At 69.6% G+C, this 12312-nt stretch carries 11 protein-coding genes and 1 pseudogene; 2 read left to right on the top strand and 10 right to left on the bottom strand.

What is annotated here, in order from left to right:
* Window positions 1–197: 197 nt before the first annotated feature.
* On the top strand, window positions 198–1364 hold the full coding sequence (locus D9599_RS25820; protein WP_198384175.1) for an MFS transporter: 1167 nt from the start codon (window positions 198–200) through the stop codon (window positions 1362–1364).
* 150 nt (window positions 1365–1514) lie between these two features.
* On the opposite strand, the gene D9599_RS25815 is transcribed toward D9599_RS25820, so the two are convergent.
* From D9599_RS25815 to D9599_RS25770, 10 genes and pseudogenes are all read right to left on the bottom strand, one after another.
* Complete coding sequence (locus D9599_RS25815; protein ID WP_198384174.1) at window positions 1515–3197, bottom strand: thiamine pyrophosphate-dependent enzyme; 1683 nt, start codon at window positions 3195–3197, stop codon at window positions 1515–1517.
* Between the two features lie 23 nt (window positions 3198–3220).
* Window positions 3221–4672, bottom strand: coding sequence for an FAD-binding oxidoreductase (locus D9599_RS25810; protein WP_198384173.1), 1452 nt, complete (start codon window positions 4670–4672; stop codon window positions 3221–3223).
* Entirely contained in the window at window positions 4669–5628 is a 960-nt protein-coding gene (locus D9599_RS25805; protein WP_198384172.1) for a tripartite tricarboxylate transporter substrate binding protein, read from the bottom strand. The genes D9599_RS25810 and D9599_RS25805 overlap by 4 nt, the downstream gene beginning before the upstream one ends.
* Window positions 5629–5699: 71 nt before the next feature.
* On the bottom strand, window positions 5700–6314 hold the full coding sequence (pcaG, locus tag D9599_RS25800; protein WP_198384171.1) for a protocatechuate 3,4-dioxygenase subunit alpha: 615 nt from the start codon (window positions 6312–6314) through the stop codon (window positions 5700–5702).
* Between the two features lie 8 nt (window positions 6315–6322).
* The gene (locus D9599_RS25795) at window positions 6323–7039 is read right to left on the bottom strand and encodes a protocatechuate 3,4-dioxygenase subunit beta (RefSeq protein ID WP_198384170.1); all 717 of its coding nucleotides are present in this window, start codon (window positions 7037–7039) and stop codon (window positions 6323–6325) included.
* A 132-nt stretch (window positions 7040–7171) separates the two neighbouring features.
* A complete protein-coding gene (locus D9599_RS25790; RefSeq protein WP_198384169.1) occupies window positions 7172–7972 on the bottom strand; it encodes a thiamine pyrophosphate-dependent enzyme in 801 nt (266 codons plus the stop codon).
* A gap of 46 nt (window positions 7973–8018) precedes the next feature.
* Window positions 8019–8669, bottom strand: a pseudogene (locus D9599_RS32515) (thiamine pyrophosphate-binding protein); the annotation flags it as partial.
* Between the two features lie 23 nt (window positions 8670–8692).
* Entirely contained in the window at window positions 8693–8866 is a 174-nt protein-coding gene (locus D9599_RS25780) for a hypothetical protein (RefSeq protein WP_198384168.1), read from the bottom strand.
* Window positions 8867–9007: 141 nt separating this feature from the next.
* Window positions 9008–10183: a mandelate racemase/muconate lactonizing enzyme family protein gene (locus D9599_RS25775; protein ID WP_198384167.1), complete on the bottom strand. Its 1176-nt coding sequence runs from the start codon at window positions 10181–10183 to the stop codon at window positions 9008–9010.
* Window positions 10180–10818: a hypothetical protein gene (locus tag D9599_RS25770; RefSeq protein WP_198384166.1), complete on the bottom strand. Its 639-nt coding sequence runs from the start codon at window positions 10816–10818 to the stop codon at window positions 10180–10182. The genes D9599_RS25775 and D9599_RS25770 overlap by 4 nt, the downstream gene beginning before the upstream one ends.
* Window positions 10819–11095: 277 nt before the next feature.
* Between D9599_RS25770 and D9599_RS25765 the strand changes: the two genes are divergently transcribed.
* The gene (locus D9599_RS25765) at window positions 11096–12073 is read left to right on the top strand and encodes a tripartite tricarboxylate transporter substrate binding protein (protein WP_198384165.1); all 978 of its coding nucleotides are present in this window, start codon (window positions 11096–11098) and stop codon (window positions 12071–12073) included.
* Window positions 12074–12312 lie beyond the last annotated feature (239 nt).

Below are 12312 nucleotides of genomic sequence, written 5' to 3'. Positions count from 1 at the left end.
CTTCGGGTTGAATCGGCCCACCGGCACGCGGGCTGCGGGACGCATGGATGTCGCGCCCAGACCCGTTCGAACGGAGGCCGGCAACAAATAAGGGGGAAAGGTCAGTGTCATTGAGTCAGGCCCATTTGGGGACGCCAGTTGGAGATGTGCATCCGCATCCAAGCAGTGGACGGCCGACGGAAGCGACCCGTCTCCTATTGATCGTCTCGCTGGCCCATCTCATAAGTCACGTCTACATCCTTGCTCTCCCGCCGCTTTTCCCTTTCCTTCGCGATGAGTTGCAGGTCGGCTTCGTCGAACTCGGCTTGGCCCTGACGGTCTTCAACGTCGTCTCGGCAGTGGTCCAGGCGCCCATCGGCTTCCTGGTGGATCGGGTCGGAGCCCGGCGCGTGCTGGCGGCCGGCCTGGGCCTCGGAGGGCTGGCCCTGCTGTCCATTGGGCTGGTCGGGACTTATGCTTGGCTGCTGGTCGGGTCGGCGTTGGCAGGGCTCGCCAATGGTGCCTTCCATCCGGCGGACTACGCCCTTCTCTCAGCCGGCATTCCCAAAGCGCAAATGGGCCGGGCCTTCTCCCTACATACCTTCGCGGGCTATCTCGGCACCGCCATCGCTCCTTCGGTCCTGATCGGCATTGCCCTCCTGGCTGGGCCTGGCTTGGCGCTTGGCGTTATCGGCCTCGCAGGCGTGCTGCTGGTAGCCTTCATCCTGCCGATGCGCGTGCCGGCGGCCCAAGTCCAAGCCGATGCTCAAGGGCGATCAACTGGCGGCCAGGGCTCGACGGACGGCACAGTCTTCACGCCTGCCATCATCTCCCTGACCGTGTTCTTTGCCCTGCTCAGCTTTTCCAACGGGGCCATCCAAAACTTTTCGGTTGCTGCCCTGGTCAGCGGCTACGGAGTGACCCTCACCCAGGCCAATGCAGCACTGACAGCTTTCCTCATGCTCAGCGCCGTCGGGGTCCTGGCCGGCGGCTTCCTGGCGGACCGGACGAGGCGGCATGGCGACGTTGCGGCCGCAGCCTTCGCGTTGACGGCGCTGCTGACTCTGATCGTCGCCGTCGCGGACCTTGGGGCGGTGGCGCTGATGCTTGGTTTCGGCGCCGCGGGGTTTCTGTCCGGTGTCATCGCCCCGTCCCGGGACATGATGGTGCAGGCGGCCGCGCCGCCTGGAGGGTCCGGCCGGGCCTTCGGAATCGTCTCCACCGGCTTCAATGTCGGGGGCGCCATCGGGCCGCTTCTATTTGGCTGGATCCTCGATCACGGGCAACCGCGCTGGATCTTCGGCGCCGCCGTCGGCTTCATGCTGCTGACCGTGATGATGGCCCTGCGCGACCGATGGTCGGCCGGCCGCAGCAAGCAAGGCTGAGGCCGCCTCAAAGGCGGCCCTCCTACCGGCTATCCTTGAGTCCCGGTTTGGCGAGCGGCCGCCTGGTGCCTGCGCGATCACTCGACCTATCGGGACAGGGCCAAGATCGAGCTGATCAAGCGGGCGGATGCAAGGAGGCCATGCCCCTCACTACCCGGCCGCGTTCCTTGCCGGCGGCTCGCCGAGCGGGTTAGGCGGCGCGGGCTGTGCCTTGACGAAGGGGGGATTGCGGAGCCGCATCAGGTGCCAGGGGCTGGGCATCCCGCCCACTTGTGCCTCGATCAGCGTCGGCCCGCCCGCATCGAGTGCCTCGCGTAGGGTCCGCTCCAGCGCCTCTCCGTCGTCGGCACGGCGGTAGGGCACCTCGAAGGCATCGGCGAGCTTACCGAAATCCGGATTTCTCAGGCCGGTGCCAAAGGCCGCGCCAAACTGGTCCTCCTGCATGCGGTGGACGTTCCCGAAGTGCCCGTCGTTGAAGACGACGGTCGCAACACGCAAGTCGTATTTCCGCGCCGTCGCCAGTTCCTGCATGCCCCAACCGAAGCCGCCGTCTCCGGTGATGCTGACGACCGGCCGCTTGCCCGCGCCGGCGGCCACGCCCAGCGACGTGGGGAAGCCATAGCCGAGCGTACCCTGGTAGCCAGGGCCGATGAACGTTCCAGGCCGGTACACCGGGTAGGCGAAACGGGCATAGTAGCCGACCTGTGTCAACTCGTTGACGAGGATGCCGTCGTCGGGAAGTACGTTCCGGATGGCCCGCACAAAGTCGCGCTGCGGCCGGATCGCGTCGGATTGCGCGGCCGCCCAGACGCGTACGCGGTCCAGGTCGTCGCCGCGGGCGGGGCGGCGGGAAATGGCGGCCTCTAGTGCCTTTAGGCCGAGCGCCGCGTCCGCCTCGATCGCCACCTCGGCTTGGCGCGGCGGTGCCCAGGCGGCGGCGTCGATGTTGAGGTAGACGTAGCGCACTGCATCGGACGGCCAGGCCGGGCTGCCGACCGCCGTGTCCACAAAGCGGCTGCCGACGACGAGCACCACGTCCGCATGGGGAAAGACGGCCCGTCCGCCGAGGGCGTTGAGTGCGAGCGGGTGGCGGTCCGAAAGGGCGCCGCGGCCGTTCTCGCCCATCACCACCGGCGCCTGCAGGCGCTCGGCGAACGTTCGAAGGGCCTCCGGTGCCGCGCCAGCGAGCGCGCCGCCGCCGACGAAGATCACGGGGAAGCGTGCGCCGTTCAGGATCGCGGCCGCCCGCTCAACCGCAGCGGTGTCCGGCTTCTGACGCAGGTCCTCGGTGTTGGGGGTGATCAGGTCGACCTCCCCGCTCGCGCTCAGCACGTCATGCGCGATCTCGATCCCCACGGGCGCTGGGCGCCCAGTACGGAGCTGGCGGACCGCCTCCCGCACGAGGCCCGGGACCCCGGCCGGGGTGGCGGCGGTGCCCTGCCACTTGGTGACGGAGGCGAGCACGCCCGTCTGGTCCTTGATCTCGTGCAGCAAGCCGAGGTTCCTGCCTACCGCCGGGCCGTAGATGTTGCCGGCGATGCAGAGCACGGGCGAGTTACACGCGTAAGCCGTAGAAAGGCCTGCCATGGCATTCAGCATGCCGGGACCCGGCACGACCATGCAGGTCCCGAAGCGGCCGCTGGCGCGCGCATAGCCGTCGGCCATGTAGGAGGTGGTCTGCTCGTGCCGAGGCACGGTGAAGCGGATCTGGTCGGCGACTTGCCGTAGCCCGTCGACCGCCCAGTCGAGCTGGACTCCGGGGATGCCGAAGATGTCTGTTACGCCCTCCAACACCAATTGGTGCGCCAGGGCTTGGCCACCGGTCATCGTCATCCGCATATCCTTCTCAAGGGCCCTCAATCTGGCAGGAGCTGGCCGGGATTCAGGATCCCCTTGGGATCCAGCATGCCCTTCACCGCACGCATCAAGGCCAGTTCCTCGGGCGGCTTCTGCAGCGCGAGCTCCTCGCGATGCAGTTGCCCGATGCCGTGCTCCGCACTGATGGTGCCTCCCATCTGCCAGACCATCTCGTGAACCACCTTCTCAATCGCCGGACGCAGCGTGGCGAAGGTGGCGGCATCAGCCCTCTCGGGCTGGGCGATGGAAACGTGCAGGTTGCCGTCACCGAGGTGACCGAAGACGAAGAAGCGGGCGCCGGGCGCGAGGCCCAGAACCGGAGGCATAAGCATTTCAGCAAGGTCCGTGATTTTCCCCACCGGTACGGCGAGGTCGAAGCGGAACGAGAGGCCGAGCAGCCGGTGAGCTTCGGAGAAGGCGTCGCGAAGGGCCCAGAGGCGGGCCTCCTGGGCACCTGACTGAGCGAGCACCCCGTCCACCGCCGCGCCCTGTTCTATCGTGCCCGAAGCGATGGCCTCCGCGAGCGGCTCCACCTGCTCCTCGCCCGCGAGGTGCAGCAGCACGTTCCAGGCGTGATTCCCCGGCACTGGGAGGGGACCGCCCAGTACCTGGGCCGCAAGGGCGAGCCCCATGCCAGGCACCAACTCCATAGCGCTCAGGGCACGCCCACCCAGGCGCAGCGCGATCTCCGCCACCCGGTTCGCCGAGGCGAGGTCCGGAAGGGCAAGCAACAGGCTCGCGACATGCGTCTCCGGGGGGTGGAGCCGCAGGCAGGCCGCGGTGACAACACCATGCGTCCCCTCCGTGCCGATGAAGAGCTGCTTCAGGTCGAGACCCGAATTGTCCTTCCGCAGGGCGCGGAGCCCACTCCAGAGCGTACCGTCGGCCAGCACCACCTCCAGCCCCAGCACCTGATCGCGCATCGTGCCATAGCGCAGCACGCCCATCCCTCCGGCGTTGGTTGAGACAAGCCCGCCGATGCGGGCCGTGTCCCGGGCGCCGAGGTCCAGGCCGAAGTGTCGCCTGACCCCGCGGGCGGCCGCCTGCACGGCGCCCAAGGTACAACCGGCCTCGGCGACGAGGTTCCATCCCGAAGCGTCCACGTGCCGGATACGGTCCAGGGCAGAGAGGCTCAACACCACCGCCGAGGGGCGCCCCGACGCGGGAACGCTGGCGCCGCACATGCTGGAGTTGCCGCCTTGCGGCACGACAGGCAGGCGCAGGTCATGGCAGGCGCGCAGGACGGCCTGCACCTCCGCCACGGTCCGGGGGCGGGCGAGCGCGAGCCCCTCGCCCCGGTGCCACCCGCGCCAGTCACGCAAGTGCGGCTCTAGGATGTCCGCGTCGGTGACGAGAAGCGATGGAGTGATGCCCGCCGCTGTCAGCCGGGCCTGGAGCGCCGCGGTAGCCTCGTCCGGCCTCGTGGCCGAGGGAGCGGTGACCGGGCTCACTCCACCTTGCCCATGGTGCCCAGCACCTGCTTCCAGCGCGCGGACTCATCCGCCAGGAAGCGGGCGAAAGCGCCATCATCCAGGAAGGAAGGCTCGGCCGAGAGCCCGAGAAGCGCACGCTCGGTCTCCGGCTCGGCGACGACCGCCGAGGCGGCGCGGGAAATCCCCTCGCGCACCGCGTCGGGCAGCCCCGCTGGCCCGAAGAGGCCCATCCAGGCCGTGACGGCATAGCCGGGCAGCCCCGCCTCCGTGACGGTCGGGATGGAGGGGGCGAGCTTCGAGCGCTGCGGGCCTGTCACCGCGATCGGGACCACGCTGCCTGCCTGGATATGGGCCTGGGCCGAGGTGAGGTCCACGCTCGCTAGCGGCAGCGTGCCGGCGAGAACATCTGTGACCGCCGGCGCGCTGCCGCGATAGGGGATGTGGATGAGATTCGCCCCCGTCGCCTGCGCCAGCGTCACCACCGCCAGATGCTGCGCGCTGTTGGTGCCGGTGGTGCCATAGCTCAGGCCTGCCGGGTCGGATTTGGAGCGCGCGATCACGTCCTGCAGCGTCTTCAGGCCCGTGTTGCTGCCGGCGACGATGACCAACGGGATGTCCGCGATGCGGGCGATCGGCGCGAGCTGGCGCAGGGGATCGAAGGACTGCCCGTCGGGGGTATGCGGGTTGATGACGACGGCCCCTGTCGCGCCCGTGCCGAGCACGCTGCCGTCCGCCGGGGAGCGGGCCAGGACCGATAGGCCCAGCGTACCGCCGGCGCCGGGCCGGTTGTCCGCGACGAAGTTCCTATCCAGCCGGGGCCCGAGACCCGCGGCGACTAGGCGTGCGACCCCATCTGCTGAGGCGCCTGCCGCGAATGGGATGATCATCTGCCCGGGGCTGCGGTTGCCCTGCGCCTGGGCCCGTGCTGCCAGGATCAGCGTGGCGAGTGCCACTCCGGCCTCACGTCTTTTCATCTCGGACGGTTTCCTTTCTTGTCTCTACGCTTGGCTTGTTCGAGCCATTTTCGTTCCTCGGGAGAAGGAGCTCAGTCCACGAAAAAGGGAGTTTCCTCCTCTGGCAAGCCGTGCAGGACGAGGTCGAAGCGGAAGCGCCGGATGCCGCCCGCGGTGCCGTCCTCCGCCGCGACGAGGCGGCGCCGCAGCCCGTCCCGCGGTAGGGCGAGCAGGATCGGATCCCGGGTGTTCGCCGCTTCGAAGGCGGGGAAGAACACCGTGGTGACGAGGCGGCGCATGATGCCCGATGCCAAGACCGACAGGTTCACGTGCGGTGCTCGTGGCCCGGCCGCGTCGGCGTAGCCAGCGGGCATGATCGTGTGGAATTCGTAGCGGCCGTCCGCGTCGGTCCAGGCGCGGCCCCAGCCCAGGAAGTCCGGGTCCGCTTCCGCGTGGTGGGGATCGAGCGGGTGGCGGAAGCGGCCGCCCGCGTCGGCCTGCCAAGCTTCCAGCACCGCGTTGACGCAGGGACCGCCGCCCTCCTCCAGCACCCGCCCGTGCAGGATAATGCGCTCGCCCCGCGCTGTCGGCGCGGCCTCGGGCGCGAGGCGCGTCAGGTCGTTGTCGCCCGCCTTGAAGAAGGTGCGCGGGAAAAAGGGGCCGATAGTGTGCCAGCCCGTGGGCGGCAGAGGCTCGTTGGTGCTCATCGCGGCGCTCACGGCAGCGGCGGGGTGGCGTGGCGGCCGCGCAGGACGAGGCGATGCCGGTAGGCGAGCCACTCGCCGTCCACCTCCTCCGTGGAGACCTCGCGCGCCACGAGGCGCTCGCGGGCGGCCAGGTCGGGAAGCGAGTTCAGCAGGCGGTCATGGACGTTCAGCGGATCGCCCGGGAAGTACATCTGCGTGACGAGGCGAGAGAGGCTGCCAGGACCGAGGATGGAAAAATGAACGTGCGGCGGGCGCCACCAGCGGCCGGAGTTCGGGACTGGGTAGGCCCCAGGGCGGATCGTGAAGAAGGCGTAGTCGCCGTTCCCGTCCGTCAGCGCGCGGCCGTTGCCGATGAAGTTCGGGTCCAGCGGCGCGTCGCGCTGGTCCAACGGGTTGAAGTAGCGGCCGGCAGCATTGGCCTGCCAGATTTCCACAACGGCGTTGCGAACCGGCCGTCGGTCCTCGTCGAGCACGCGGCCGGAGATGTGGATGAGCTGCCCAAGCGCGTGCCTGCCGTCCGGCGAGACGGCGAGGTTGCTGTCGCCGGGCTGGAGCTTGGGGGTGAGGTCGAGCGGGCCGGTCAGCTCCGTCCGGGTTACCGGACGGCGGAACAGGGGCAGTGAGGAGGGGTGGCGCCGGACCGTGTTGGGATAGCCGGAGATCGGGACCTGCGGCTGGCCGGCCTCGTCGTAAGGGGAGAAGCAGTCGGGAGGACCGGTTAGCATGAGGCGGTTCCCCGGCCGGTAACGCCGCAGCGACGTTGCATGTTCCCGTCCCCCTGTTTCGCGAAGGTGCCCAGCGCCATCTGCACGCCTATCGTTGATATTGTCAACTATAAAGCTGGCTCCGCGCGGGCGTCAGTAGGGGCAGATGACGTCGAGCAGGGCCTGCCGCCCTTCCTCAACGGCGCGCCGGGCGCGGGCCAGGGCGCCCGAAAGCTCCGCCGCGTCCTCCACCCGCTCGCCGTAGCCGCCATGGGCCTGCACGACCTTGTCCCAGCAGGTTCCGGAGGCGAGGTCGGCGAGGAAGCGGCTGTCATCGGCCCCGGCGGCCCCCTTGGCGTACATCGACATCGTCGCGCCGCGCACGGCGCCGTAGCGCTCGTTGTTGAAGACGATGGTGAGCACGGGGAGGCCGTGTACCTGCGCGGTCCAGTGGCTCGCGGAGGGATTGGCGAAGATGTAGGCGCCGTCCCCGATCGTGCAGACAACCAGCCGCCCGGGATCCGCCAGCTCGATACCGAGCGCGGCTCCGAGGCTCCAGCCGAGGCCACCGGCGGAGCCGAGCTGGAAGTAGCTGCCGGGGCGCGTGCGGGGGCAGTGGTCCAGGCATAGGGGATATTCGTTGACGATCGTCGTGTCGGCGAGGGCCTCGCCGATGGCGTGGCTGAGGTATTCTGGCGTGATCACGCGGCCATTCGGCCGGGCCTTCGCCGCGAGGGCGGCCAAGCGCGTGGCCTTGCTCCCGGCCAGCGCGGCGCGCCGGGCTGCGACGTCGCTCTCCGCAATCGATCCCTCCGCCGCACGGAGGAGGCGCGTCAGCGTGGCCGTCGCATCGGCGGTGATCGAGAGGTCGCTTGGGCAGCTCCGCATGGGATAGCGCTGCCATGCCGGATCCTCGCCGACATGGACGATCCGCGCCTCGGGCGCCGGCTTCACGAGGCTGGGGGGTCCAGGGGACGTCGGACTCGATCGCCAGGGTCAGGTCGGCCTTCGGGACCAGCGTCGCGGGATCGAAGCCCGCATGCATGGGATGGTCGGTCGGCAGGCAGAGCTGGCGCGGATTGTAGGTAACGACCGGAACCGCGAAGCGCTCCGCGAAGGTGGCGAGGGCGGCGACGTCGTCGGCGGTTCGGCCCGTGCCCGCCGTCACGATCAGCGGACTGGACGCGTCGGCGAGCCAGCCTGCCAGCGTCTCGATATCGGCCGGGTCGGGATGCGGCGTGCTTGGCGGATTGCGGCGCGCATTCACGGCCACGCCCTCCGATACGCGCGTCGCCAGTGGCTCCCCCGGCAGGGTGAGATAGACGGGGCGACAGGGCGCGGCATCCATCACCTCGAAGGCGCGGTCCACGACATCCGAGATCTGGGACGGGTTGCGCAGTTCATAGTCCCACTTCACCCATTCCCGCAGCATGCCGGCCTGGTCGAACATTTCCTGCGCCCAGTGGATGTGCCGGTTGCGGGTCTCGACGGCACCAAGTTCGGTGATAGGGGATCTGCCTGCGCAGAGCAGCACCGCCACGTTGTCGCGGCTGGCGTCGGCGATGGCGTTGATCATGTTGGCCGTCCCCACGCTAACATGCACCATCACCGCCTGCGCCCGCCCCGTGGCCAGGAAGTAGCCGTGCGCCATCGTCACGGCCGTGTTCTCATGCGTCACCAGGACGGGGTCCGGGAGGCGCGGGTTCCTCCGGTCGGCGCCGCAGTAGACTTGTCCATGCCGTGCTCGGCGATGGCGGCAAGGAATACCTCCGCGGCACTGGGGGCGGCGGGCGCGGCGGCATTCCCAGCGGAGCCCGGACCGGGTTCCGGAGCTTGCTCGCGATCCATCTGGGCGTTCCTTCCCACCGCCGCGCACTATCATGTTCGTCAGACGGACGGCGGTTCCAAAAATGCTGATATATTTTGTGGACGATGTCAACTAAGGATGCAGCGTTGCCTCCCCTCTCCTTCCCTCGCCCGCCACCCGGCTCAGGTGATCCTTCGTTCCTCGGTGGTCACGGCGGCCGTCGCGGCCTCGTCGAGTGCCACGCCGAGTCCTGGGCCATCCGGCACGGCCATGGCGCCGTCCCTGATAGGGCCGAGCCCCGTCACCACGTCGGAGGAGAGCCAGGCGGCGCCGCAATCGGTCGCTCGCCTCACCGCGGGATGGGCGGCCGCCAGGTGCAGGTTCGCGGCGGTGGCGATTCCGGTTTCAAAAAGTGAGTGCAGAGCCACCTCCACGCCGAACAGCGCGGCGGCCGCGGCCATGTCGCGCCAGCCCTCGATGCCGCCCCACATGAACACGTCGCCGAGCCAGACATCGGCCCCTGGCAGGCGAAGGGCGGCGGGGATGTGGTCGGGCTGGATCACCGCCATGTTGGTGGCGACCGTCATGCCGGTGGCGCCACGCAGGCGCGCCAGCCCCTCCCGGTCGTCACAGGGATCCTCCAGCCATTCGGGCGTGTGGGGCCGCAGCCGCTCCGCCAGCCGGACGGCGGCGGCGGTGGGCCAACCGGCATTGGGGTCAATGCGGATGGCGGCTTCGGGCCCCAGCGCCTCGCGCAGCGCGCCCATAGCCGCCACATCCCAGTCCGCGCTCGAGGCCGCAGACTTGTACTTGAAGGCGCGGAAGCCGTGCCTCGCGGAGAGTTCGGCCGCCAGTTCGCCCAGCGCGGCCGTGCGGGACAGGTCGCGGTACCCTGCGGCGATCTCGGCGCGGCTAGCGGGCTGGGCCAGCGCGACGGCGGGCAGCGGGCAGCAGAGCGGCACGGGCGGCACCGGTCCCGGCGCGCCCATCAAGGCGCGCAGCGGCAGGCCGAGCCGCTTCCCTGCGGCATCCCAGAGCGCCAGCTCCAGCCCGGCGAAGGCCGACCAGCCGATCCGCCCCTGCCGGTTGTCGAAGACCGAGCGCGCGAAGCTCCGGCGGAAGCCCGCGCGGTCCATCGCGTCCCGTCCGACCAGCGAGGGGGCGAGACGGGTGGTGGCGTCATAGCAGTCGGGGTAGCCGAGCGTCTCGCCCAGCCCCACCGTGCCATCCGCGAGTGTGACCTCGATCACCGTCCGCTCCGTCGTCGCCATGACGTACATCGAGGAGACGTAGACCATCCCGAGCTGGAGCTGCACACGGCGCAGCCGGACCGTGCGAACCGTCGCCGCCCCGCTCATGCGTCGAGTTCCTGGCGGTGCAGCGCTATGGCGTCCAGCGCCCGGGGGTCCGGTGGGGGCCCAAAGCCAGGGCCCGGCGGCGCGGTGAAGGCCCCTGCCCCGTCCGGAGCCGTCCGGCCAAGCCAGGGATGCATGGAGCGCAGGTGCAGCAGCAGGGCCCATGCAAAGGGGGCGTCGATGGCGGGACGCAGGGCAACTTCGACGTTGAAGACCCGCGCCGCGGCGGCGAGGCGGCGGAGGCCGCTGGGGCCGAGCGACCCCGGATCGGCGGACAGGATGATGGTCCCGGGGTTCAGCAGCGCCTCCCGCAACGCATGGGCATCGCGCGGCGCAGGGGGTGCCCCGATGGGAATGCCCCGCACGGCGGACGGCGGCGCGGCGCCGAGCAGGACGGCGGCCGAGACTCCCCTCTCCCGCGCGGCGAGGTCGAGCGCAGCCGTGGCGAAGAGGCCGGCGCCGGCGGTCGTTGGAACAGCCGGGTCCAGCGCGATGGACATAGACGGGGCGGCGAGGTCGATAGTTGGGCTGACCGGCTCGTCAGCGGGAACGGCGCCGACCGCCCAGCCCTCCTCCGCCCCATCGGAAAGGCGGAGCGCACGGACGCCGCCCGGCAAGCTCCAGAACCTGGCCTGCATCGTCCATCTCCCCAGCGGCAGTGCTGGGTTCCGGCATGTTCCCTCATGTCCGGACAACAGCCTGCGTTCTCATTATAATCGTGTCTCGCCCTGCTCTTGCCGTCCGTCAAGGGACTAAATCCGCCCGTTTCGAGACCTTGGACGCCTCGTTTGAGACTCCATCAAGCCGCGTTTCGGTTGACCAAGTCAACATATGAACCTAGCGTCCGCACCGTAGATCGGTCGGCGGTCAACCAAGCCCGGACAGGGATGCCGATCGTGCAAGGGAGATATCGGCATGGGACTAGGTCGTCGGGAGTTGCTGGGCTGCGTGGCTGGGGCGACCCTGGCGCCCATGCCGGGACGCGCCCAGGGCCCTGAGTATCCGGACCGCCCGGTCCGGGTCATTGTCCCTTATGCGCCCGGCGGCACCAACGATCTCGTCGGCCGCATCCTATCCCAGAAACTCAGCGAGACGCTCAGCCAGCCCTTCGTGGTGGAGAACCGGCCCGGCGCCCAGGCGATCGTCGGCACCGAGGCCGTCGCTCGCGCCCGGCCGGATGGCTACACGCTGCTCATCGGTGCCAGCGGCCCAATCGTGTTCAACCCCGCGACCTCGGAGCGGCTGAGCTACGACTCCCTGGCCGACTTCGTCCCGGTCACGAACTTGGTCACCTTCCCACTGGTGTTGCTCGTCTCCACGGGCTCCGCTTATCGCAGCCTGGCGGACCTCATCGATTTCGCGAAGGCCAATCCAAGCAAGGCCAACTACGGCACACCGGCGACGAGCTTCCAACTCGCGACCGAGCTGTTCAACCAGCGCGCCGGAACCCGGTTCCAGCACATCACCTACCGGGGATCGGCCGACTGCGTCACCGCCCTCATCCGCGACGAGATCACGATGACCATGGTCGACACTGCCCCGGCCGTGGCAGGCCTCTCGGGCGGGCAGGTCCGTGCCCTGGCGGTCACCTCACCGAACAGGATCGCCGCACTGCCTGAAGTTCCGACGATGAAGGAGCTGGGCCTGCCCGACGTGGAGGCCGTCCTGTGGACCGGCATGCTCGCCCCGGCCCGCACACCGCCCGAGGTGGTGCGCCGCCTGAACACCGCGGTGGCGGAAGCCCTTCAGGCGCCGGACGTCAAGGAACGACTGTCAAAGCTCGTTCTCGATCCTGCGGCATCCACGCCGGAGGCCTTCCGCGCCACCATCGCGCACGAGATCGAACTGTGGCGGGGCGTCGCCAAAGCGGCCAACATCCAGATGGATCGCTAGCGCGCCGGGCATGCCGGCGTGATCCGCCGGATACCCAGCGGGCGCGGAGGGGCGCGCAGGCACTGCCCGCCGCGCGCGCATGTTCCTGACGAGCGTACCGGGCCGGGAGCGGGATAGGCGCGCCCGGCTGAATGCCGGGTGGCGGCTTTGCCCGACGCGCCTGCCATCCATCGACGATCACCGCCGTAAGAGCACGGACGGGGCCGCCCTTCAGCCCTGACATCCCAGCAAGCGAGGAT

Source organism: Roseomonas sp. KE2513, assembly GCF_016107305.1.
In the GTDB taxonomy this organism is placed as follows: Bacteria; Pseudomonadota; Alphaproteobacteria; order Acetobacterales; family Acetobacteraceae; genus Roseomonas.
The sequence above is the reverse complement of the archived record's forward strand: the minus strand, read 5'-3'. Positions and strand labels throughout refer to the sequence as shown.